The sequence below is a fragment of the Cyanobacterium sp. Dongsha4 genome, assembly GCF_036345015.1.
Classification (GTDB): Bacteria; Cyanobacteriota; Cyanobacteriia; order Cyanobacteriales; family Cyanobacteriaceae; genus PCC-10605.
This window is the reverse complement of the sequence record NZ_CP084098.1, coordinates 2112043-2137136: the sequence shown is the minus strand read 5'-3', so window position 1 is coordinate 2137136 and position 25094 is coordinate 2112043. Positions and strand designations below refer to the sequence as shown.

The 25094-nt window shown below is 33.9% G+C and carries 19 protein-coding genes; 12 read left to right on the top strand and 7 right to left on the bottom strand.

Features of this window, described 5'->3' with window-relative positions; translation table 11 throughout:
* The first annotated feature begins 65 nt into the window (after window positions 1–65).
* The 4 genes from Dongsha4_RS09275 to Dongsha4_RS09260 all read left to right on the top strand — a co-directional run bounded on the left by Dongsha4_RS09275 (window position 66) and on the right by Dongsha4_RS09260 (window position 4043).
* Window positions 66–1142 carry a hypothetical protein gene (locus Dongsha4_RS09275; RefSeq protein WP_330202132.1) on the top strand — a complete coding sequence of 359 codons (1077 nt, stop codon included), beginning with the start codon at window positions 66–68 and terminating at the stop codon, window positions 1140–1142.
* Window positions 1143–1175: 33 nt separating this feature from the next.
* The gene (locus Dongsha4_RS09270; RefSeq protein ID WP_330202131.1) at window positions 1176–1652 is read left to right on the top strand and encodes an adenylyltransferase/cytidyltransferase family protein; all 477 of its coding nucleotides are present in this window, start codon (window positions 1176–1178) and stop codon (window positions 1650–1652) included.
* On the top strand, window positions 1631–2257 hold the full coding sequence (locus Dongsha4_RS09265; RefSeq protein ID WP_330202130.1) for a glycosyltransferase: 627 nt from the start codon (window positions 1631–1633) through the stop codon (window positions 2255–2257). Before Dongsha4_RS09270 ends, Dongsha4_RS09265 begins: the two co-directional genes overlap by 22 nt.
* A gap of 244 nt (window positions 2258–2501) precedes the next feature.
* On the top strand, window positions 2502–4043 hold the full coding sequence (locus Dongsha4_RS09260; protein ID WP_330202129.1) for an ABC transporter permease subunit: 1542 nt from the start codon (window positions 2502–2504) through the stop codon (window positions 4041–4043).
* A 99-nt stretch (window positions 4044–4142) separates the two neighbouring features.
* Here the strand turns inward: Dongsha4_RS09260 and Dongsha4_RS09255 are convergent, their stop codons facing one another.
* A complete protein-coding gene (locus Dongsha4_RS09255; protein ID WP_330202128.1) occupies window positions 4143–5345 on the bottom strand; it encodes a class I SAM-dependent methyltransferase in 1203 nt (400 codons plus the stop codon).
* Window positions 5346–5448: 103 nt separating this feature from the next.
* Between Dongsha4_RS09255 and Dongsha4_RS09250 the strand changes: the two genes are divergently transcribed.
* Entirely contained in the window at window positions 5449–6057 is a 609-nt protein-coding gene (locus Dongsha4_RS09250; RefSeq protein WP_330202127.1) for a PH domain-containing protein, read from the top strand.
* Between the two features lie 170 nt (window positions 6058–6227).
* Here Dongsha4_RS09250 and obgE read toward each other — a convergent pair whose 3' ends face one another.
* The gene (obgE, locus tag Dongsha4_RS09245; protein WP_330202126.1) at window positions 6228–7226 is read right to left on the bottom strand and encodes a GTPase ObgE; all 999 of its coding nucleotides are present in this window, start codon (window positions 7224–7226) and stop codon (window positions 6228–6230) included.
* A 598-nt stretch (window positions 7227–7824) separates the two neighbouring features.
* On the opposite strand from obgE, the gene Dongsha4_RS09240 reads away from it, so the two are divergent.
* Window positions 7825–11385, top strand: a complete 3561-nt coding sequence (locus Dongsha4_RS09240) for an EAL domain-containing protein (protein WP_330202125.1) — start codon at window positions 7825–7827, stop codon at window positions 11383–11385.
* Window positions 11386–11485: 100 nt separating this feature from the next.
* Here the strand turns inward: Dongsha4_RS09240 and Dongsha4_RS09235 are convergent, their stop codons facing one another.
* The 3 genes from Dongsha4_RS09235 to hisB form a co-directional block, all read right to left on the bottom strand.
* The gene (locus tag Dongsha4_RS09235) at window positions 11486–12268 is read right to left on the bottom strand and encodes a hypothetical protein (protein WP_330205363.1); all 783 of its coding nucleotides are present in this window, start codon (window positions 12266–12268) and stop codon (window positions 11486–11488) included.
* 401 nt (window positions 12269–12669) lie between these two features.
* Complete coding sequence (locus Dongsha4_RS09230; RefSeq protein ID WP_330205362.1) at window positions 12670–13734, bottom strand: phosphotransacetylase family protein; 1065 nt, start codon at window positions 13732–13734, stop codon at window positions 12670–12672.
* Window positions 13735–13815: 81 nt separating this feature from the next.
* The gene (gene hisB / locus Dongsha4_RS09225) at window positions 13816–14457 is read right to left on the bottom strand and encodes an imidazoleglycerol-phosphate dehydratase HisB (protein ID WP_330205361.1); all 642 of its coding nucleotides are present in this window, start codon (window positions 14455–14457) and stop codon (window positions 13816–13818) included.
* Window positions 14458–14514: 57 nt separating this feature from the next.
* On the opposite strand from hisB, the gene Dongsha4_RS09220 reads away from it, so the two are divergent.
* Window positions 14515–15276 carry a PIN domain-containing protein gene (locus Dongsha4_RS09220; protein ID WP_330205360.1) on the top strand — a complete coding sequence of 254 codons (762 nt, stop codon included), beginning with the start codon at window positions 14515–14517 and terminating at the stop codon, window positions 15274–15276.
* Between the two features lie 63 nt (window positions 15277–15339).
* Here the strand turns inward: Dongsha4_RS09220 and Dongsha4_RS09215 are convergent, their stop codons facing one another.
* Entirely contained in the window at window positions 15340–15522 is a 183-nt protein-coding gene (locus Dongsha4_RS09215) for a hypothetical protein (protein ID WP_330205359.1), read from the bottom strand.
* Window positions 15523–15874: 352 nt separating this feature from the next.
* Between Dongsha4_RS09215 and Dongsha4_RS09210 the strand changes: the two genes are divergently transcribed.
* The 4 genes from Dongsha4_RS09210 (at window position 15875) to Dongsha4_RS09195 (ending at window position 23055) form a co-directional block, all read left to right on the top strand.
* Complete coding sequence (locus tag Dongsha4_RS09210; RefSeq protein ID WP_330205358.1) at window positions 15875–16081, top strand: glycogen debranching protein; 207 nt, start codon at window positions 15875–15877, stop codon at window positions 16079–16081.
* A gap of 253 nt (window positions 16082–16334) precedes the next feature.
* Complete coding sequence (locus Dongsha4_RS09205) at window positions 16335–20384, top strand: response regulator (RefSeq protein ID WP_330205357.1); 4050 nt, start codon at window positions 16335–16337, stop codon at window positions 20382–20384.
* 192 nt (window positions 20385–20576) lie between these two features.
* Entirely contained in the window at window positions 20577–21107 is a 531-nt protein-coding gene (locus Dongsha4_RS09200) for a hypothetical protein (protein WP_330205356.1), read from the top strand.
* 157 nt (window positions 21108–21264) lie between these two features.
* The gene (locus tag Dongsha4_RS09195) at window positions 21265–23055 is read left to right on the top strand and encodes a helicase-related protein (RefSeq protein WP_330205355.1); all 1791 of its coding nucleotides are present in this window, start codon (window positions 21265–21267) and stop codon (window positions 23053–23055) included.
* A gap of 12 nt (window positions 23056–23067) precedes the next feature.
* Here Dongsha4_RS09195 and Dongsha4_RS09190 read toward each other — a convergent pair whose 3' ends face one another.
* A complete protein-coding gene (locus Dongsha4_RS09190) occupies window positions 23068–23946 on the bottom strand; it encodes an IS982 family transposase (RefSeq protein ID WP_217983190.1) in 879 nt (292 codons plus the stop codon).
* Between the two features lie 22 nt (window positions 23947–23968).
* Between Dongsha4_RS09190 and Dongsha4_RS09185 the strand changes: the two genes are divergently transcribed.
* Window positions 23969–25087 carry a hypothetical protein gene (locus Dongsha4_RS09185; RefSeq protein WP_330205354.1) on the top strand — a complete coding sequence of 373 codons (1119 nt, stop codon included), beginning with the start codon at window positions 23969–23971 and terminating at the stop codon, window positions 25085–25087.
* Window positions 25088–25094 lie beyond the last annotated feature (7 nt).

Here is a 25094-nt window from a genome sequence, read left to right as displayed (position 1 = left end):
AACAGACTATGTTTACCTCTATTTATCATCAAAGCAATAATCAAAAAGTATATTAAAGTATATTAATGTCACAACATCAAACAGGAAAAAAAAGTAAATTACAATCCTATCTTGATTCACGCTCAGATCTAAAATGTAAATATACTAAAATAAGGGATAAAGCCAGTAATATAGTAATTTCAGGATATGATATTACAAAACGGTGTAATCTTCGTTGTGAAGGATGTTTTTTCTTTGAGGGTGAATTATCAACTAAATACGAAGAAATTAAGAATATTGAGGAATATAAAATTTTTTTTGCTAATGAGGTGAAACGTGGAATTACTTATCCTCACTTTGCCGGTGCAGAACCCGGGTTAGTACAAAATAGGTTATTAGTTGCAAACAAATTTTGGGACAGAGGACTAATTTACACCAATGGCACATTCAAATTTGATCCTGCTATCACTTTTATGAAGCATATTTCCGTTTGGGGAAACTTTGAAACCGATGAATATCTTCGTGGGGCTTCAGTTTTTAAAAAAGCATTACAAAATGCCCAAGGAGATAACAAGTCAATATTTATGTACACCATTAATAAAAAAAATATTGATAACATAAACGAAGTAGTAAAAATTTGTAAGGATCATGGCGTTAAAATTTCCTTTAATCACTATAGCCCTTCCCGTCAATATGAAAACAAAATTGAATTGAATGAGAAAACCCAAGAATATAGCACATTTCGTCTGTCCACAAAAGACGATAATCTAATGCTAACCCAAGATGATTTAACAAAAATTCGTGACATCTTAGAAGAAAGAATAGATCAAGACCCTGAAACCGTAATTTACTCCAAATACTATAACGAATATGTCAATAGTGGTAAAACATTATGGAATATTGACGAAACTACAGGCATTTCTAAAGATTGTGTAATTTTGAACAAGCCATATCATCGACAACACCATACAGACTTTTCTTATGATGATAGTGAATGTTGTATTGCTAACACAGACTGCCGAGAATGTAGGCACTATGTTTCCGTTTATACTAAGCTGATGGATGGCATTAGACCTGCATTAAAATCTCTTAAATCTTTTGAAAGCTGGTTGGATATTTATTATACATGGTGTAAACTACACTTTGTTGATTGGGAGTCTTAAAAAAGAATTTTGTAAATTAATCGAAATGTTGGAATGGAACAATTAACAAGACGTATAGTATATACTGCCGGGACATTTGATTTATTACATAAAGGACACGTTGAGTTATTTCGTAAGTGTAAGCAAATAGGAAATTTCTTGATAGTTGTGCTAAATACAGATAATTTTATTGAAACATATAAAGGACAACCACCTATTCTGTCTTATGAAGAGCGAGAAGCGATTATTATAACTAATAGCTTTGTGGATCAGGTTATTCCCAATGTTGAGTGTGAAAAATGTTTTTATACCATTAAAAATCATGCTGTTGCTCAGGGATATAGCAATATGTTTAGTATCGTTATAGGAGATGATTGGAACTCTGAGAATTACCCAATTCAAATGGGTGTGAGCAATATTGATCTTGATTTATTTCATCAAGTAGTAAAATATGTACCACGGTATCAAGGAATTAGTACAACAGATATAAAAAAAAGAATCATAGCACAATGGCAACAATCACTAGATTGAGACTCAAAATAGTTAATGCAATTAAGAAATGTATTGATTTTTTTTACAGAAAGATTTGCTATATTGTAAGCTATCGTGCAACGGTTACTATTGCTATTATTTGTCATGAGCAAAATATAGAGGGTATTAAAAGAATTATAGAACGTCAAATAAAAAAACCTGACAATATTGTTTTGTACTATAGTAATGAATATTTTGGAGATGCCCCTCTTGAATGGAAAATCGTTAAATGTCCTAACTTAAATGATTGGGGACATGGTAAATGCAAACAAGCTATTGAAGAAGCAACGTCTGACTTTATTTGCTTTTTCAACGCCGATAGTTATTACGAGGATAATTACTTGTCAGAAATGATGAAACGAGCAAGAGAAGGCTTTGATGTTGTTCTATGCGATTTTAAACATCGTCCAGATAGTAATGTTATTGTTGCACATCCGATAATTGGTGGTACGGATAGAGGAAATGTACTTGTTTGCATAAAAGAAGCTCGTCGTGTAGGCTATAACTACTCAATTTATGAAGCTGACGGTTTGTTCATTCAAGATATGGTAAAACAGGGTGCATCTTGGATTCGAGTTAACAAATGTCTTTATATAAACAACTAACTAATTTAACTCATATCTAATTTCATCCCCAGACAATTTCATAATTTCATAATGTTTTTCTATAATTTTTTGGTTAATAAATTTTAAGTTTATTCGAACTACTTGCTCAAATACGCATTACAAATAGAACATTCTTTCCTTGGTTCAGCAATGAATTTTTGTGTCAATATACTTATGTGGATTGATCGCACCTTGGAATGGCTTTTATTTCAATCTGCTTAACCAAAACTTAGATTAACATAATATGTTCAAATATCTTTTTCGCCACCGAAAATCTAAAGTAATTATATTTGGATTTCTGATTTTTGTTTGTATATTATTGACTACCTTTAACCCTTTTGGGAAAAAATCTTTTGCTAATGAATCTATATCTTTTACTGTAGGGACAGAGCCAACTTTCCCCCCTTTGGAAATGCCTTCGGCAACAGGTAATGGTTTAGAGGGTTTTGATATTGATTTGATGAATGCTATTGGCAAGGAGGTGGGTTTAAATATTGTTTTTGAGTCTATGCCTTTTGATGGTTTAATTCCTGCTTTACAGTCTAATACTATTGATGCGGCTATTGGTGGTATTACTATTACTCCTGAAAGAGCAAAATCTGTTCGTTTTTCTAGTCCTTATTTTAAGGCAGGATTAGCCATCGCCGTGCAACAAAGTAATGAAATTATTAAAAATTATGATGATTTAAAAGGAAAAAAAATTGCTGTTGCTATAGGAACTACAGGTGCGATCGCAGCTTCAAAAATTCCCAATGCCCAAGTAATTACATTTGATTCTGCGGTATTGGCATTACAAGAATTAGTCAATGGCAAAGTAGATGCAGTGTTAAACGATACTCCTGTGACTCTTTATGCCATTAAAGATGCAGGTTTACAGAAAATAAAAATTGTGGGAACAGTTGAAGAAGAAGAATACTATGGAATAATCTTACCCAATAATTCTGACAAAGTGGCTTTGATTAATTATGGTTTGTACGAAATTTTACGCAACGGAAACTATAACGCAATTTATAAGAAATGGTTTTCAGGAGAACCAACAAACTTACCGATAATCGCCCCTTCATTAATCGCTAGTGCTAATTCTAGCAGTAATAACACTCAAGATAATCCTAATCTAACAAATCAACCTCTAGCTTTACTACTGTTGCAAAAATTGCCTCAAGGGGCATTAGTTACCATTACTTTAACATCCTTTTCTATCTTCTTTGGCTTAATTGGTGGTTCGTTAATCGCTTTTGGTTTAATTTCCCGAAGAAAAATTCTCAAAACCCTATTGCTCATATATGTTGAGTTTTTCCGAGGTACACCCATGTTAGTACAACTGTTTATCATTTATTTTGGATTACCTGCCTTTTTTCAAGGTATTGGGCTATCTTGGAGTTTACAACGGTTTCCTGCCGCAATTATTGCTTTGAGTTTAAATGTGACTGCTTATCTAGCAGAAATTATTAGGGGCGGAATAGAATCCATTGATTCGGGGCAGTGGGAAGCCTGTGAGTCTTTAGGAATGAATTATTGGCAAACCATGAAAGAGGTTATTTTACCTCAAGCATTCCGCCGAATTTTACCGCCTTTAGGGAATGAATTTATTACTTTGATCAAGGATACCAGTTTAGTGGCAGTAATTGGTTTTGCTGAGTTATTCAGACAAGGGCAGTTAATTGTGGCAACTACTTACCAGTCTTTTGCTGTATATATTACTGTTGCTTTAGTTTATCTATGTTTAACAACTTTATCTTCTTTTATCTTCAAATGGACAGAAAGGAGATTGAAAATTTTGAATTGAAAAAAGGGCAACGGGCAAAAACCTTCCTTTATCCCCCCAATACCTTAACACCTGCAACCTGACACCTGACACCTCATTTCCTCAATACCCTAAACATTTTTATTTGTTTGATAAAATAATTAGTTGCTGAGAAAGAAGCGATCGCACCTGTGATAGAGTGAAGTTAGTTTGACTAAGAATATCCGTTACCGTTAAATTGGCGGTGGGATTCTTCGCACAATATTGCATAAAACCAAACTCCTCATCATCAATGGTGACAGGCTTAAATTGATAGTCTAATAAACTTTGACTTTCCCAACCGTACAAACAAGGATTTAATTCTGGTTTAGCCTTTCCTAGCAACTCATCATCCTGCCAATCATACTTTGGTAAAGGAGGTTTAGCTAAGAAAAATTCATAGTGGGTGATAGACTCAGGATCAAGTAATTCAATTAAACGATAACGTTGTATAGGGCTGAGATTTTCTGCTCGACTCATTAAGTCAGGATTTTTGCCGATGAGTCTCTCAATTTGCCATATATCAGGATTGGAAAAACCAATAAATTCTAAACTCGAACTATGGATAAAATCGAATAAAGTATCAATATTGTAATCTGTTTCACAAGGATGGACATACATATCTGCAAAACATTCATCCCTTTGATTTTCCCATTGCCATCTTTCTTTTTCTCGCTTCACCAAACGGTTATTTTCTGGTAAGGTAGCAAATATTTCTCTCCCTACTTTTACTCCATCTTTATAATCTCCTATCTTATCATTTTGTAAAAGTGCGATCGCTTTTTGCATTAATTGAATTTCCCATCTACCTAACTCCCCATAGACGAAAATGTGCATAATTCCGCCCTCTGCTAACTTTTCCCCTAGGGCTTTAATACCTGCTTTAGGATCTGGTAAATGGTGTAATACACCCACACAATTAATTAAATCAAAATGTCCCTCTAAAGTAACTGCTGACTCAATAGGTAACTGTTTAAAAGTTATATTACCGTGAAAATTAGCCAAAACTCCCGATTTCTCCAAGCGTTTTTGTGCCGTCGCTAAAGCATTTTCGCTGATGTCAATAGCAATTATTTCTGCGTAGGGATTATGTAAAATTAAGTACTCTGTACCAGAACCAGTACCACAACCTGCATCTAAAATACGGATTTTTTCGTTATGGGGTTTAATGCCAGTACAAAAATTATAAGCTGATTGATAGTGCCAACGCCAATTATAACCAGTCGGTGGTTCATCAAGTAAAGGGTCAGGAGGAAAAGGATATGTGTTATAAAGTTCTTGAACGGCTTTTCTTAACTCAGACATTATATTTATTATTTTTTAATATTAAGGTTATATTTTTCCTTACTATTATTTCTTAGAATGAAGATAAATTTCAATCACAATAGTAATTAAATTCAAGAAAAAAATGTTTAAAAAAGTTGCTTCAGATGTACTAGGTTTAAGTGATATTGGTCAAGTAATTTCCCCTAAAGATTACGATAAAGTAGCCTCAGATGATTACGTTTTACACGAAGATGGGGAAAAAATTTATTTCCTAATCAAATCTCAAAGTGACGAATATTGCTTTACAAACTATGCTTTAATTCATCTTGATGGAACTTCTGCCACTAGCAAAAAACGCTTACTAAAAAGATATAGTTACAAAAATAATCATTTTAGCGAGATTAAATTAGAAACGGCTGGTACTGTTGATTTAGATATAGAAATAAAATTTAATTTAGGTAGTAATTCTTATTCAATAGATGTGCGAAAACAAGATATAGAATATCTGAAAGATTTGTATAAAAGTCTAATAAAAATTAGTAGTATTCAAAAGGAAAATGCCCTTTATTTAGAACTGGCTGAGAAAAGTTTAAATATTGCTTCTAATGTTTTAAAACCTTATCATCAAGAGTCCACGGAGCAACAGTTTAAAGCTATTAATTCCTATACTTTTAATTGGCTAAGAAAAACTCATCAAGCCTTTAATAAAAAGGATTTTAGTGATGTATTTTTAATGTTTATTAATAATTAATTTTATAGTTAGACTTTGTTCAAAAGTATTTTCGTTAACCTGAGTTTGATATAAATTTGTCAGTTAAGGTAGGCAACAGGCAATTAAAGAATAAGTTTACCCCTAACACCCCAACACTCTAAAAGCCCCTTTTTCCTCATCTTTCTTCCTAACACCATCTAATTATTACTCTACTGGTGCAAAGAGTCTAGCTGATCCCAAATAGCTTGTAAAAGGCGATCGCATCCTTTTTGTGTTACAGCAGAAATAAGAAAAATAGGATCTTTTGTTACCGTTTTAAATTGTTCAATAATCTCATTTTGACGACTATCATCCAAAGTATCTATCTTATTTAAACCAATAATTTGAGGGCGATCGCCCAATTCTTTGTCATAGGCTTGTAATTCATGTTGAATAATATTATAGTCATGGACTGGATCATCACTATTAACATCAACCAGATGCAATAAAACTCTTGTGCGCTCAATATGTCTTAAAAAATCATGGCCTAAACCAATTCCCATCGAAGCCCCTTCAATCAACCCCGGAATATCCGCAAAAACTGTACCATCTCCCGTCGGTTTACGCACAACCCCTAAATTAGGTACTAAAGTAGTAAAAGGATAATCAGCAATTTTGGGACGTGCCGAGGATAAAGCAGAAATCAAAGTGGATTTACCCGCATTAGGAAGCCCAATAATGCCCACTTCCGCCAACAACTTCAATTCTAATCTTAATTGTCTGTAATCCCCCTCTAAACCGGGTAAAGCATACTCTGGGGCTCGATTACTGTTACTCAGAAAATGCTTATTACCTAAACCTCCTTTGCCTCCCTTGGCAATAACGAAGGTTTGTTCATTGTCCACTAAATCAACAATCAATTCATCAGTTTCTAAATCATAAACCATTGTACCACAAGGCACTTCTAAAATTAAATCCTTACCCGATGCCCCAGTACAATTATTAGGGCCTCCTCTTTTACCATCTTCTGCCTGAAAATGACGAGCATACTTAAAGTCTAATAAGGTTTGTAACCTATTTACGGCCTTGAGAATAATCGAACCCCCTCTGCCACCATTACCCCCTGCGGGGCCTCCGGCGGGAACATATTTTTCTCTCCGAAAAGCAACTATCCCATCTCCCCCTTTTCCCGCTTGTACCTCAATTTTAACTTGATCAATGAATTGCATAAGTTGTATTGCTTTATTTTTTACCCCAAACACTCAATTATATCTTATTCCAATGACGAACAGACTTTTAAAATACAAATGCAAAATTAAAATTAAAATCAATTTCTATGGGGTTAGAGTCGATTTTTTGATTGTTACCTAACTTCTGCAAGAAATCTAATATTGACGCTTTGTCAAAGTATTATTACTCTTATGGAATTATTCGCAACTTTAGCGTCTTAATTTTGATACAATATCCTTATGCTATTAAGAACAAAAATAAATTATCACATATTATTAGAAGAAAGAATAAAATATTGCAATTGTTGACAAAATAAGACAAATATCAAAATAGTAAAATAGTTTTAAATAACTTTAAATTACTTTCATTTTCTTGTGTTTCAGCAAGTAATATATCTTTATTCTAGGTGATGTTCTCATCTTTAATAAACAATCAATTTTTATTTGCATTCTTAATTAATTATATATTTTCATAACAAATCATAATCTTAGTATGCAGAATGCTTTTATTTTAATTTTATTAATATCTTTAATTTGTTTCTGTTTCTACATAATATATCTTTTAAATAAAAAAAATACTCAGTTAAGAAAGCAGTATTTGGAATATAAGAAAAAAAACTATCAGATAGAAACAATTAGAAGTCAATTAGAATATAAGTTACAACATAAAGAAAATATTATTTCTGCCTATGAGATTTTATTCCAAGTTATACCTCAAGGAAATTTGGATATTTTTCAGCAGTTAATCAGAATTATTCATCTGGATTTGAGTTTAGAGTTAAGTTATTTTATCTGGTTTGATAAAGACAATCAATCTTCTATTTATTATTTGCTCTCGGATGAAAACTGGAACAAAATTAATGTAGAAAAGTCTGTCATAGATAATATTCTTTCCTTACTTAGAGATAAATACTCTCAAACAAGAAGATATTTTATTGATAATAACTTAGAAGTAATTAAATTGCTCGATTTTAATCATAAAAATATCCAAAAAGGGTTAAATTTTTCCTTCACAAATTCTCAACTAGGAAGTGTTTATTTAGTAGGTTTTTATACGGATAATTCTGATATTTTCCATGATGAAACTTTTAGCTTTATTCACAAAATAATCGACATTATCGAAAATGGAATTGATAGTAATTACTTACATCAACAATTTTACTTGTTACAAAGAGCGATCGATTCTTGTCGAAACGGTGTTATAATAACTTCTGCTCAAGAAGGTAATTCTATTATTTATGTAAATAAGGGTTTTGAAAATATAACAGGCTATTCTTTTGAAGAGATAAAAGGAAAAAATTGTCGCTTTTTACAGCAAAATGATGAGCAAGAAGGGGAAAGAAAATTATTTAGAGAAGCTATTAAAAATAAAGAAAGCCAAAAAATAGTATTAAGAAACTACCGTAAAAATGGAGAACTTTTTTGGAATGAAGTTTATGTTTCTCCTGTTTATAATCAAGAAGGCGAGGTGATTAATTTTATTGGGATTCAAAATGATATTACTGATAAATATATAACGGAGCGAAAACTACTAAAAAAAACAGAAGAAATAGAAACCCTAAATAAGCAACTGAATTTAGTAAACAAGTTAAATAATTTACCAAATCAGAATTTACAACAAGTTTTTAATTATTACTTAAAAGAAATTACCAAAATTTTAGATTTAGATGTTGCCATAATCTCTGAGGTTTTTGGAAACAGAATAAATATTATTGCTTCCTATAATCGATTTTCAGGAAATTTAGAAAATAATATCTATCTTCAAACAAATGAATTAGTTAACTATTTATCAACCAAGGTTGTTAAACAACAGCAAATTATTAATACTGACTTTCTTAAAAAAGATAAATTTCTAATCAATAAATTAGACGAATTTAATATTTACTGTTATCTGGGAATTCCTATTTTTATAGATAGAAAAATTTATGGAGTTTTGCATTTCTTTAATGTTAATCAAAATGAAACCAACTCTGACTATTCTGATAGCTTAATTGATTCGATTTCGCAAACCATAAGCCGAATAATTATTTCCCAAGAAATAGAACTAGAAAAAGAGCAAATTAGTGTTGCTTTAAAAGAAAGTCAAGAAAGACTTTACGATATATTATCATCTTTAGATGATGTTATTTGGTCAATTCATCCTCAAACATTACAATTAACTTATATTAATCAAGCAGGGGAAAAATTATTTCAGACTTCTCTAAGTAAAATTTTGAAAAAAAGAACTTATTGGCTAGATTTAGTTAATCCTCAAGATAAACAAAAAGTACAAGAATATTATGCTAATTTATTCAGCATATCTTTATTAGGTGATGAAATTAAATATCATGATATTGAGTATGGAATTATTCTTGAAAATGGCACAGAAAAATATATCCGCGATCGCGCTAATATCGTTTATGATGAAAAAGGGAAAAAGCTAAGAATAGACGGAATTTTAACAGACATTACCAGTAGAACCATTACTAAACAAGCATTAGAAAAAAGTGAGCAGGAATTTCGCTTAATCTTTGAACTTGCTCCTATTGGTATGATTATCACAGATTTTGATGGTAATATTCTTCAAGTTAATCATTCTTTATGTGACTTATTAAAATATTCTGCTATTGACTTATTAAATAAAAACGAAGCAACATTTTATCATCCTGATGATCAAGAAAAATCATCCTTTTTTAAACATAAAATAATTACTGAAAATTTAGATCAATACAGTGAAGAAAGAAGATTTTTAGCCAGTAATGGTTCAATTGTTCATACCATTGTCAATATCACAGCTTTAAGAAATAACGAAGACAAAATTATTCAGTTTATTCAACAAATAGTAGATATATCTGAATTAAAAATAATGGAACAACAAATATTTTATGATGCTTTTTATGATAAATTAACAGGTTTGCCCAATAGATTTTTATTAACAGATAGACTAAAACAGTTTTTTTATATCCGTAAATATGACTCTCAAAAGCAGTGTGCAATTCTCCTGATTGACATGGATAAATTTAAAAAAATTAACGATAGTTTAGGACATAAAATAGGAGATGAATTACTAAGAATAATTGCGGATAAAATTGTCGATTGCGTAACCGAAAAAGATACCGTTGCGAGAATAAGTAGTGATGAGTTTATTGTTTTGTTACCTGATATAACTTTGGAAAAAGAAGTCTATGATATAGTTGAGGAAATAAGACTTGCTTGTTTATTTAATACTACTCTACAAAATCAAGAAGTTTACTCCTCTGTAAGCATCGGGGTTACTTTAAGTTCTTTTGGTTATAAAAAACCAGAGGAAATGATACGAGATGCGGACATTGCCATGTATCATGCGAAAGGAAAAGGCGGAAATTGCTATCAAGTATTTAGTGCTTCTATGCACACAGATTTACTGAAAAGATTAAACTTAGAATCGGCATTAGTTAAAGCCTTAGAAAATGAAGAATTAGAATTATATTATCAACCAATAATTAACTTAAAAACGGGGATTATTGCAGGATTTGAAGCGTTAATTCGGTGGCATAGTCCCAGTTTAGGATTTATTTCTCCTGCGGAGTTTATTCCCATTGCAGAAGAAACAAGTTTAATCATCCCTTTAGGAAATTGGATTTTATCTCAAGCTATCAAACAGATAGAAAAATGGGAAAAAAAATATCCTAATTTAGAATTATTCATAGCGGTTAACGTTTCTAGTAAACAATTATTACACCCTAATTTTCTCCCTGAACTTGATCATATTTTGGAAGAAAATAATATTGATCGTAAACTCTTAAAAATTGAAATAACAGAAAGTATTTTAATGGATAATTTTGAATATGCTAAGGAAGTTTTAGAACAGATACAAGAGCGTAACTTAAAAATATCTTTAGATGATTTTGGCACAGGATATTCTTCTTTAAGTTATTTACATCGTTTACCTTTCAATACCCTAAAAATCGATCGCATTTTTATTCAACCGTTAACTTCTACGAATATGTCTAGTCCTATTGTAGAAGCAATTGTCAACCTAGCCCATAACCTTTCCTTAGATGTAGTTGCCGAAGGAATTGAGACAGAAATTCAGGCACAAATTTTGAAGAATATTAACTGTAATTATGGACAAGGATACTTATATTCACGCCCAGTGAATGAGGGGGATGCTGATAATTTAATCAAACAATGGTCATAAAAAGCAACAAAAACTATATACGAAACTCTCTGTTTTTAAAAGATGTCAAACAAAAGAATTAATAACAAATATAGACTTATTGATTTTTCTGTGTTCCATTTTAGGAGTAAAGTATAAAATTATTAGCTTGGGGTAAAGCACCATTACTTAACATTGCTAGTTGTTGATATTGAGTACCATCATTGTAATAAATTACAGGTGGTTGTTCTAAAGGATTTGATGAATTGGGATTTGTGCCAACGCCATTATTATATACAACAACTATTTCTTCTGTAACTCCTGCGAAAATGCCGTCTGTAGAATCTCCATTGCGATCGAGCCAAAGAAAATCGCTAGGATTTAATTGATAAAATTGAGTACCATTAGCAAAGGTAGTGGTTTTAAAAATATGATTGGCGTTACTTAAAGTGCTTAGATCAATGCTATTGTTAAGAATACTGGTATCTATAAGTATTTTGTCAGCACCATTATTAAAATCGTTAATTCTGTCTAAGGAATTATGAGTGTTATCAAAAACAAACCAATCTATACCACCACCACCAGTTAAGGTATCACTACCACTACCTCCCAAAAGCATATCATAGCTAGAACCCCCTATAAGGTTATCATTGCCACTACCGCCATTAAGATAATTATTGCCCTCATTGCCGTAAATAAGATCATTTCCCCCACCACCATAAATTATATCTCTACTACCTAAACGAGAAGAACCAAAGATTGTATCGTTACCATCATCAACTTTTTCTGTTATGTCATCCCCATAGATAGTGTTAGTAAAACCGTCGGCATAGATAACATCATTCCCACCTTTACCTAAAACCCGATTAAAAGAATCTTTTACCCGAAGAATGTCATTGCGAGATGTACCAAATATAATAGCCATTGTCTCACCCTCTTTTACTTAACTCATACCCTTATTTTAACCTGAGTTCGACATGGTCAACTATTTAATAAGCTAGGATACATCTCAATCGTTAGGTGTTGGTAGGCAAGGAGCAAAAGTTTAACGATTCTCTTTTTGATATAGATACCCCGTAAAGACAGCAGGGCTGTTTCATTCTAAAATTTTCTGGTTAAGGCGGGGAATGGGGAATAGGCAATGGGCAATAGTTTTTAATGGTTTATGGTTATAAATTGATAATCTCAACATTTTTAACTACTTCTTAATCCTCAAAGTTCTAAAACCCTATATTCTTTTACTGGCAATAGTTTTAGCGTTTTTGTATTTCTACTTTGAAACAGCCCTGCATAAAGACAGGCAAAACGCCTGTTTTAAAGTGTCAACTATCCTAGTTTTTTTAACAATAAATCCACATCAAAATGTTCTTCAATAAGATTTTGCATACATTCTACTTTAATGGTTTCATGAAGTCTGACTTTACCAAAAGCTCGATCAATGATTTCCACCGTGGTAAGGGTATCGCAATCTACCATCAGAATGGGGATTTCTAGGTCTTCAGCCCTTGCTAAAATAAGTTGTTGAGGAGGAGTGTGTCCTGTTAAAATTAAGCAGTTTGTAGAGCTTTCTAGGGCGGCTAATTGTAGATCAGTGCGATCGCTTCCTGTGACTACAGCCATATTTTGTCCTTTACGGAAATACTCTAAAGCAGAATTAACATTCATCGCCCCTACCGTTAAACTTTCCACCATTAAATCAAGACGATTTTCTCGACACAATACCCTTGCGTTCAATTGAGATACTAATTCTCTAACACTAACGCTTTGTAATAGTCTGTCAGTGGGTAACATTCCCAATATATCAATACCTCTACTTTGGAAAAAGGGTTTAAGATCACTTTCAATATGATCTAAGGCATCATTAGGGATACTATTAATTAAAACACCTAAGAGGCGATCGTCCAAAACTTCTTTTGCATGAAGAATTTGATCAACTATTAATAGTCCATCATATTTAACAACTAATAGCACTTCTGCTGAAATTTTTTCCACTATTTCTGGCACAGAAAGATTAAATAGCTTACCCTGAGTTAAATTTCCTGCACCCTCTAATAAAATTAAATCTCCTGCGATAGAATCACAATATTCCTGTAATGTATCTTGATAGTCATTGCTTGTCTTAAGATAATCTGTAATAGTTTTCTCATCCAAAAACAACAAAGGTGCTTTGACTCTTTCGGGAGGCAAACCGAGAATTTCACTGATAAATTGTAAATCTTGCTCATCTTGCATTCCATCATCAGGATTAAAACAAGTGCCAATGGGCTTACCATAACCTAGTTTTACCCCCTTCTTTTGTAGCTGATGGGCAATCCCCAAAATTGTAGCTGTTTTTCCAGTATAAGGCTCACTAGAAGCGATTAATAAATGTTTTGATTGAGAAGAAACCATAAGAATTAAAAATAAAGAATGTAGAATGATGGATTATTTAGCTAATTAATTACTAATTTCTAATTGAGTCATGACTAATTGTTATAAAACCCCTTTAGAACTAGGTATTTCGTGAATGCGACGGGGATCAATCTCTAAAGCCATACGCATGGCACGGGCAAAAGCCTTAAAGGTTGCTTCAATTATATGATGAGAATTAATACCATCTAGTTGGCGAATGTGTAGAGTTATCTGACTATGATTGACCAAAGCAACGAAAAATTCCCTTACTAATTGAGTATCATAGTTACCAACTCTTTGAGTAGGAATATCTAACCCGTAGCTTAAGTGAGGACGACCAGAAAAATCAAGAGCCACTTGAATCAAAGATTCATCTAAAGGGGCAATAAAATGACCGAAACGATTGATTCCTTTACGATTTCCTACGGCAAGGGCCATGGCTTGTCCTAAAGTAATACCAACATCTTCATTAGTATGATGATCATCAATTTCAATGTCTCCAGTAGCCTGAATATCTAAATCAAGAAGCCCATGGGAACAAAGTTGGTGTAGCATATGATCAAGGAAAGGAATACCCGTATTAACATTACATTTTCCCGTACCATCAAGATTTACGGTGACATTAATATCAGTTTCCTTTGTGGTACGACTAACGGAAGCTGTACGTTCATAAGGATTGACGACTTGTAAATTATCCTGAGTGGGTATAGTAGAAATAGACATTAGTTAGTGAATAGGATTTATTAATAAAAAATAAAGCTATTAAATATATATTTATCTATGATACTTGTTTTTGAACTAACCACAATATTATCAGGATGTACCCGTGATTGGACTGAGTTTAGTGACAAGGGTGAGTGTTATTTACCTGAAGTTGTTTTACAGGAATTAAATTTTTTAACTCAAAGAGCAATCACTCCCAAAGATGAGAAAATCGCAAGGGAATTTAGTCGTTTTTTCCCTGATAGCGGTTGGCAGATAACTTCGACTATGTCATCCCATCCTGCTTTAAGTGCCAAAGATGGAGAAAGTATTAGTAAAAAAGCTCGTTTATCAATTGCGATCGCAGAATCAGTATATGATTTAGCTTTAAGACATTCTGGACAAATAATTATTTTTGTTAGCAACGATGGTAATTTGAAGCGAGAATTAAATCAAATTGGACAAACAAACTTAGCAATTATCAGTTCAGCTCAGTTGAAACAGTGGATTCGTGCAGATGAAACACCTCAAGCAGTTCAAGATGTAATGGAAAATTTATCCTATCATCAAAACAATCAAGTATCTTCCCACAACTTCCCAAAAACATCCAAATTAAGGGGAATTAGTTCTTCATCAGGCAAAACAAACAACACAAAAAACTCAAACTCAAGAAAAGTAGGGTCAGAAGACAGCATTTTTAGCATTGTCAAATCAGGATTTTTGGCCGTTGCTACCCTTACAATTACTATCGGTGTCGCTTGGTACTTTATTGCACCCCAGTCATTCTGGAAAACGTGGGAGGGAATAGGACTCCCTCCATTAGAAGTTAAAAATAAGTGATATTTGCAAATAAAAGCCCCTGCTCACCAACATTCTTAAAATATTCCTTAGATGCAGTAAATGTTAATAAGCTAGTGTTTCTAAAGTAGAACGTAAATACTGAGTGACTTGTTCTTCCACAGTGCCATTAAACTTGTTTTCTTTTTGCCATCTTTGAAAACCAGAGCTTTTAGCAATGGCTTTTTGTAAACTGTTCCAAATTTCTTGGTCTTGAGGTAGATTATTCGCTATAGTCGATGAAATCATAACTGTTCCTTCACTAAAGATAAAGAGTGAGTAAAAAGAGGTTATATAGATAAGGATAACTCAAATCTAAATTTTATATATGTAACTTCCAATACATAGTCAAAAGACTTCTTACTTTCTCAAGATTTACCTCATTTCGATATATAAGTAAAGAATATCCTATTTGGAGAGATTTGACGGTAGCAGATAGTAGGGGTTAAATATATTCAAACCTTAAGGTGTTGGGGTATTAGGAAGAAACTTCTTTTTTATCTTAACTCCGTTCACGACCAAAAACCAACTCTCTGAACTCCGAACTTAGGTAAGATGTAAACTATATTGTTAAGTAATTAATTATGTATTTTTAAAGGTCATGACTATTTGGGTAAATCAACAAAAAGATGGATGTGGAATTCTTCAAGCCTGTATCGCTACAACAAATCAAGAAGTCGCACAGGAATGTCATGCTGATTGGTTGGCAAAGTTAACACCTCAGCAAAAGCAACAGGGGTGGGAAGTTAGTTTAATAACCGTAGAATCTTGGGATGATGTCCCCGTCAATGCCTTGAAAATTAACTGATTGAAACAATTAAAACTACTTTCACGAAGTGGTGTTGGGTAATTCCAATCACGTTATGTCAAAAACTGAAGATGATTGAAATAGTAAATTTCGACAAATAGAAAGAAAAAGTTATCATTGAGTTATACTGAAAAAAACTTAATGACAAGGTCATAACATTACAGTCTCAGTGGTAGATATTTTGTCATGGGTCGATCGCCCTTAATACCAATATAAAATCTTGAGTTTGAGAGTTGAAAATTAGAGCAGGTCTATGATTAATAGTGAACAAGCCCACCAAGCCCAAAAATTATATAAGCAAACTCTCCTACGCTTAGGAGAAATGTTAAAAATACTAAAACAAGGGGATAATAGTCGTAATCGAGAAATCTTGAAAAATCATTGCGACTACCTATCAACTCAGGGAAAAAAACAAAATTTGTTCGGCTGGGTAGAAATCATGGAAACAGCGAAAATCGCCATCTCTCGACCAGACAATGATTATAGTTCTACCACCAAATTAATTATTAAAGAAATAAAAAATGCAGGAGAGCTTCTCCTTCAACAAGAAATCAATGCTATTTGTGTCAGTGATGAATTACAAGACTTAGCACCCCAAGCAAAAGCAAGATTGATGGATGTGGAAACGGTTTTTGCGGATGAAATTCCCTCCATGGAAGAAATAGAGGCACAAGCGGCGGCTACATCATCTCAAGAAGTCACTAAAGGTACATTAGATAAAGATTTGTGGTATGAAACATTATTTGATGTTTCCCATAACTCAGAAGAAGAAAATAATAATCATTCAGAACATAATGATAACGAAGAAGATTTAGATATTTTTGAAGGAATTGAAGATTTAGGGGAGGACGACAATTTACTAGAAGACTGGTTTGAAGACGATTCCTTTGCTGATGATAATCCTCAAATTAGCTCTGTTTTTCTTCATGATACAGCTTTTACCACTAATCATGATTCTTCCGAAGAAGTAGATGCTTTTACCAGTTTATTTGAAGACGAAGACGAGAATGTTAGTATAGACCAATGGTCTTCGCCACAACAAGAAGAATTTGAAGAGCAAGATTCTTTAGAATGGGAGTCTTTAGGACTAGATGATGAGGAAGATCCGATTTTTCCCATCGAGGATAGTGACGATTCCGAATATGATTCGTTTGTAGATGATTTATCAGACTTGGTGGGAGAAGATAGCTCTTCCGAAGTAGAGCAAGAAGATTATAAAGTAACCATTAGTCAGGATAATCTTGACATAGATGATTTAGATGAATTGTTTACAGAAACAGAAAGAAGCACAGTTATCATAGATGACCCAGAAGAAGAATTAGAAAATATCATTAACAGCTTAGATGATTTAGAAATAGAAGATGATTTTCCTAGTATGGGCAGTGAAAACACATTTCAAATTCTACAGCCCGTTAAATCTTCGGAAATTAGGATCATTTTTTATGATGAGTTTTCTGAATTAAATAATGTTTTATCACCCAATTTATCTTGGTTAGAAAGTGACCCTTGGCAGGATTTAGAATTAATTTTAGATAACAATAAAATCAACTATTATGATCAACAAAGTGAATTAGAACGTTTAGTTAATTCTGTGCCTCACCACTTAGAAGAAGTTAACTGGCAACAATTAAGTAATATTATTGAAGATTTACCCGAAGCGGAGTTTGGAACTGTCGATAATAGTGTTAATGCAGGAGGAGTACAGGCCAAACAAGTCCAACAATCCCCTTTTAGTGATTTAGACCAGTTATTGGCACAAGCAGAGAAAGAAAGAGGAAAATCTCCTAAAAATCGTACTCCCCGTCAAGCTCAAACTAAAGCTAGTTCTCAGACGAAGGTTTTTGAACAAAGTATGCGAGTACCAGTAAAACAGTTAGACAACCTCAATAACTTGATTGGGGAGATGGTTGTAAGGCGAAATCGTTTGGAGGAAGACCAAGAAAAATTAAGACAGTTTCTCGATAATTTATTGTATCAGGTACAAAATTTAAGTGATGTTAGTGCGAGAATGCAGGATTTGTACGAGCGTAGTTTGTTAGAAGGAGCTTTGATGAACAGTCGTCGTAAGAATCAGGAAACTGTAAAAGCACAGTTAGCAAGAACTGAAGGGAGATCAACTTATATCAGTGGTGGCGGTAAGACGAACACTTCTAAATTAGAAACTCCTGAATTAGATGAACTAGAACTCGATCGCTTCACTGGTTTTCATTTACTATCTCAAGAGATTATTGAGCTAATTGTTAAGGTAAGGGAATCCGCCTCTGATATTCAATTCCTAGTGGATGAAACGGATCAGTTAGGTAGAAACTTGAGGGAAGTTACAACTCAACTGCAAGAAGGAATTAATAAATCTCGCATGGTTCCTTTTGCCCAAAATGCTGATCGCCTTCCTTTACCAATTCGTAAAATAGCAGAAGGTTATAACAAACAGGTACAACTGAAGTTAGAAGGAAGAGATGTTTTAATCGATAAAATGATCCTTGAACACATTTGGGATCCTCTTTTACAAATTACGAAAAACTCTGTTACTCATGGTATAGAATTACCTGAAGAAAGGGAAGAAATGGGTAAACCACCCGTGGGTACAATCACCGTTAGGGCATTCTTACAAGGTCAACAAACGGTTATTTCTGTCTCTGATGATGGTGGAGGAATCGATCCTCAAAAAATTAAGAAAAAAGCGATTCAAAATAAATTAATCACTCCTGCACAAGCACAAAATTTAAAACCTCAAGAGGTATATGATTTTCTTTTCCACGCTGGATTTACCACCAAGGAAAAAGCCGATAGCCACGCAGGAAGAGGAGTTGGTTTAGATATTGTACGCAGTAAGTTAAATGAAATTAGAGGAATTGTCAGTATTGATTCTGTTGTGGGTCAGGGTACAACCTTTACTATTCGTTTACCTTTAACGGTTACTGTTGGTAAAGCTCTTTGTTGTCTTAATGATAATACTCGTATTGCTTTCCCTATGGATGCGATCGAAGATACGAAAGACTTTACATCCAGTGAAATAAAAATTAATGCTCAAGGTCAAAAATGTATTCTCTGGAAAAATAATTTATTACCTTTCCGTCCTTTAAGCACTCTTTTAAGATATAATCGCCAGATTACTAGAAGTATTATTTATACAAGTAACAATGAAGATGAAACTATACCCATTATTATTCTCAGGGGGGGTAACAATCTTTTAGCGATTCAAGTGGATCAGGTTTTAGGACAGGAAGAAATAGTGATTAAACAAATATCAGGACCTTTACCAAAACCCAAAGGAATTGCTGGGGCAACGGTGCGCAGTGATGGTATTGTTATGCCCATTGGTGATGTGATCGAGTTAATTGAGATTGCTAATGGTAATTTAAGCCTTGACTTGCCCCAAAATCTCCCCGATGTGGTTAGTAGCCATGAAACCATGTATGATGTTCCTGTTAATACTCAACCATTAGTATTAATTGTAGATGACTCGATTACGGTTAGAGAAATGTTATCTATCAGTTTCAGTAAATCGGGGTATCGGGTAGAACAAGCTAGAGACGGACAAGAAGCATGGCAAAAATTGCGATCGGGTCTTCCCTGTGACCTTGTTTTCTGTGATATTGAAATGCCGAGAATGAACGGTTTAGAACTTCTGCAACATATGCAAGAAGATGAATCTTTAGAAAACATCCCCGTTGCCATTTTGTCTTCTAGGGGTGCAGAAAAACATCAACGTATTGCGGCGGATTTAGGGGCTTCCGCTTATTTAATTAAACCTTATGTGGAAAAAGATTTATTAGATTCTGCGGAAAGAATGATTAAAGGAGAAGTTTTATTAGCAGGAAGTCGCAGAGTGCCTAAAGTTAAAGTTAATAAAGCTACTGATTCTCAAGTTAAATCTTCTGGGTTTGTTCCTAAAGGAAAAGCAAAAGGTAAATCTGCCCGTATGGTGTTAATTATTGATGATTCCGTAGTGGTGCGAGAAATGTTATCTATGACCTTTAAAAAAGCAGGTTATCAGGTAGAACAAGCTAGAGATGGGCAAGACGCATGGGAACAAATATCTAATGGTTTGCCCTGTGACTTGTTACTGTGTGATATTGAAATGCCGAGAATGAATGGTTTAGAATTATTGGCGAAAATGCAACAGGATGAGAATCTTTCCAAGTTACCTGTGGCAATGGTAACATCTAGGGGAGCGGAAAAACATCGTAAAATTGCGGCTGATTTAGGGGCAAAAGCCTATTTTACTAAACCTTATCTTGAAGAAGAGTTGTTAGGTGCGGCAGAAAAATTAATCGAGGGGCAAGTTTTACTTAACCCCTAATCAAAGTTCGGCGTTGTTGAGTTAAGGTGTGAGAAAGGAAAGATGCGATCGCGCAGAGGCACTTCGTGTTCGGCTTCGTTATTAATTCACTACCTAAAATTTCAAGATATTACCATCCCAGATGCGATCGCCTTATCTGCCAGTCATACCCTAATTCAGTAACGCCAACATCAGAAATTTGAAGTAAATTTTATGCCCAGAATATTTGATAATATCGATCGAGTCTTATTAGAAGGTCTAAAATATAGCATTGATTCAGCTTATGGTGCAGATTTTTGTGTCGGTTATTTTAATTTGAGGGGATGGCGATTAATTGCTAATGAAATAGAAAGTTTTTCTGGAGAAGATAATCAACAGTGTCGGGTATTGATTGGGATGCAAAAATTACCCTCAACTCAACTTTATGAAGAATTAAAAATTCTCAACAGTAATGATAGTATATCTCAAGGACAAATACCTAATTTAAAAGCGATCGTAGCCCGTGAATTTCGTCAACAGTTAATGACGGGGATTCCTACCAGTGTCGATGAAAAAGGTTTACAACAATTACGACAACAACTTCTTAACAGTAAGGTCAAAATTAAACTACATTTACGTTATCCTCTCCACGCAAAACTTTATCTGATTTATAAAAATGACAGAGATCAACCCATAATCGGTTATTTAGGCAGTAGTAATCTCACTATTTTCGGGGCTAAAAAATCAGGGAGAATTAAATATTGATGTCTTAGATCATGATGCCACTAATAAGTTACAGGAATGGTTTAATGATCGTTGGAAGGATCGCTTTTGTATTGATATTAGTCAAGAGTTAGCAGATATTATTGATGAAAGTTGGGCAACGGAAAAGTTAATTCCTCCCTATTATATTTATCTGAAAATGGCTTATCATCTTTCCACCGAAGCAAGGGATGGTTTAAGTCAATACGCTATTCCCTCGGAATTTAAACTATTTGATTTTCAGGAAGCCTCTGTAAAAATCGCCTGTCATCATGTTAATCGCCGAGGGGGAGTCATTATTGGGGATGTGGTAGGCTTAGGTAAAACTATGGTAGGCACTGCCATCGCACGGGTATTAGAAGAAGATTTTGGCTTTAGTACCTTGATTATCTGTCCGAAAAACCTTGTCACCATGTGGGAAAATTACCGAGATACTTATGGTTTAAGAGCAAAAATTTTGTCTATCAGTATGGTAGAGAAAGAATTAGAAAATGTACCTGCAAGATTTAGATTAGTATTAATTGATGAAAGTCATAATTTGCGTAATCGAGAAGGGAAAAGATATGCGGCTATTAAAGATTACATTGAACAAAGTGGCAGTCGTTGTATTTTATTAACCGCTACTCCCTACAATAAAACTTACCTTGATTTATCGGCACAATTAAGGTTATTTGTGGGAGAAGATGAAGATTTAGGTATAAGACCAGAAGAATTATTAAGAAACACTAATTTTGCGGTTCAACATCCAGATATTAGCCTTCGTAGCTTAAAAGCCTTTGAATACAGCGAATATTCGGAGGATTGGCAACAATTAATGAGTAAATATATGGTGCGTCGTACTCGCAGTTTTATTAGGGATAATTACGCGAAGTCTGATCCCCCCGACTGCGTCTCCCCCCTTAGTAAGGGGGGTAGGGGGGATCGAAAATATTTAGAATTTGCCGATGGTAGTCGTTCTTATTTTCCCGATCGCATCCCCAAAACTGCTACTTTTAAATTAGGAGAAAATGATCCTTATACTCAACTTTATTCTGCTGAAGTAGTCGATATTATTAGTAATTTGAATCTACCTCGTTATGCTTTAGGCAGTTATCAATTAACTACCATTTCTGAGAAATTATTAACAGAAAAAGAAAAAGATTTATTAGATAGTTTATCCCGTGCTGGAAAAAATTTAATCGGTTTTTGTCGCACTAACTTATTTAAAAGATTAGAAAGTAGCGGTTATGCTTTTATTGAGTCTATTGAGAGACATATTTTAAGGAATTATATTTATCTTTATGCCATAGAATCAGGTTTAGACATTCCTATTGGTACGCAAGATGTGGACTTATTTTCTACAGCTTTAAATGATGAAGATACTGATTCTAGTTTAAGTCATGATTGGGATGATGAAGATCCCCCCCAGCCCCCCTTTGATAAGGGGGGAGTAAATACAAAAAAAGTCCCCCTTAGTAAGGGGGATTTAGGGGGCTCGTATCAGGAAAAAGCTCAAAAAGTTTATGAAATTTATAAACGTAAGTATCAAAAAAGATTTAAGTGGATTCGACCAAATTTGTTTAATAAAGATTTAATTACCCATTTACGAGATGATGCTCATAATCTTTTAAAGATATTAAACAATTCGCCAGAATGGACAACTAAAAATGATCAAAAACTATTAGCTTTACATCAATTAATTACTAAAACCCATCCTCAAGAAAAAATATTAATCTTTTCTCAATTTGCTGATACTGTTGATTATTTGGAAGAAAAGTTAACGGAATTAGGCTTAACAAACTTTGCTTGTGCTACTGGTAAATCAGAAAATCCCACTATTTTAGCTCAACGTTTTAGCCCTAAAAGTAATAATAAAAATTTCTCTCCTGAAAAAGAATTAAGGGTTTTAATTGCAACTGATGTACTATCAGAAGGGCAAAATCTCCAAGATTGTCGTATTATCGTTAATTAACCTGAGTTTTGGTTAAGCAGATTGAGGTAAAATCCATTCTAAGGAAAGGTGGGGCTTTTTTGGTTGATGACAATATGCGATTAACCCACATAATATATTGACACAGAAATTTATTGGTGAACGATGACGAGAATGTTCTATTTGTGATATGTTTTTGAGCTGATCATTGATTGTTTCGACAATCGCTCGTTTCCGAGATAAAAGTTTGTCATGAAGTCTCATTAATTTGTTCTTCATATTGCGTCTGGGTTTAGCAAAAAACTCAATACCAAAATCTTTCAGTAGCTTTGTGGCTAATTTTTGTGAGACATAACCTCTATCACCAAAAACTTTTCCCCAAAGCTCTTTTAAAAGATCGACTACAGGTTTACGGTCATCGACATTACCTGGGGTTAAACTCATATTCACAATTTCCCCCAGTTCATTGACTACCAGATGGAGTTTAAAACCAAAAAACCAATCCACAGAGGTTTTGCCTCTTTGAGCTAAATTTTTAAATACTTTATGTTGGCGAATACGGCGATTATGACAAACTTGGATCTTAGTAGAATCAATAAAACTAATTCCGGTACAGTTACCAAAACAGTGCTTGAGGTAAACACACAAGGGAATAATCGTTGATGGAATCCATTGGACAAAACGTTGATAACTGGGAAGTTTGGGAAAAGCAGAAGTCCAATATTGTTGAACGTGATTAAGATAAAAATGTTTGAAATTACGGTAATGATTTTGGTGAAAAGCAATGAGAATAGTCATAATTTCACTTAAACAGAGACTTTTAGTACGAACACGTTGGACAGCACCATGAGAGATAAGTTTTTGTTGCCATTGAGGCTCAAATTGTTGGCAGAAATCATCGACATGACAAAATAAATAATCTAAATTAAACATAGGGCAGTAGTTAGTTGATGGTTTGTTATATTCAGCTTACTATCTGCCTGTTTTCTTATCCAAAACTGAGGTTAATTATGATTTACCTTGGGCGATTATTCGTTTAATCCAAAGGGCTGGAAGAGTCGATCGCATCGGACAAAATGCTGAAGAAATACTCTGTTATTCTTTTTTACCTGCTGATGGAGTGGAAGAATTAATTAATTTACGGGGAAGATTAATCAATCGCTTACAGGAAAATGCGGAAGTTGTAGGCACAGATGAGGTATTTTTTGAGGGAGGAAATGATAATATCATTTTAGATTTATACCATGAAAAGGCAGGTATTCTCGATGATGTAGAAGATAACGAGGTGGATTTAGTTTCCGAAGCCTTGAGTATTTGGGAGTCTGCAAAAGAAAAATATCCCGATGTTGCCCAAAAAATCGAGCAGTTACCTAATGTTATTTATTCTACTAAAAGGTTAGATCCTTCCCAACCCCCCTTAATAAGGGGGGAGAAAGATGATAAAGTCCCCCTTGCTAAGGGGGAAATAGGGGGATCAAGTCTTACGAAGGGGGGATCAAGGGGGGATCTGAATTTAGGGGCGGAAAATCCTAACGGTGTTTTAATGTATATGCGTACTAGCGATGGTGTGGATGCTTTAGCTTATGTTGATGAAAATGGTAATAGCGTTACCCAATCTCAAAGTCGTATTTTACGATTAGCCCGTTGTGAATTAGAAACAGAAGCGATCGCCCGTCATCCGAATCATTTTGATTTAGTAGATAAAGGTGCAAAAATTATCGCCCAACAGCAGAAGAAAATGGCAGGAGGGGGTAAACTAGGAAGCCCTAACGGTGCAAGAGCTAAAACCTATACTCGTCTCAATGGGTATATTGACTACATCAAAAATCATACTCCTCTTTTGGCTCAAGGACAACAATGGGATAGTCTTATCAAAGCAGTGGAAGACATCTATAACTATCCTCTCAGAGAAAGTGCGATCTCTCGTTTAAATCGTCAATTAAGGAGTGGTATAAAAGATGAACCATTAGCGGAGATGGTGGTGTCTCTCTGGGAAGATTCTGCTTTATGTGTTACCCATGAGGATAAACAAGTTAAAGACAATCAAATTATTTGTTCTTTAGGATTATTTTGATAATGCC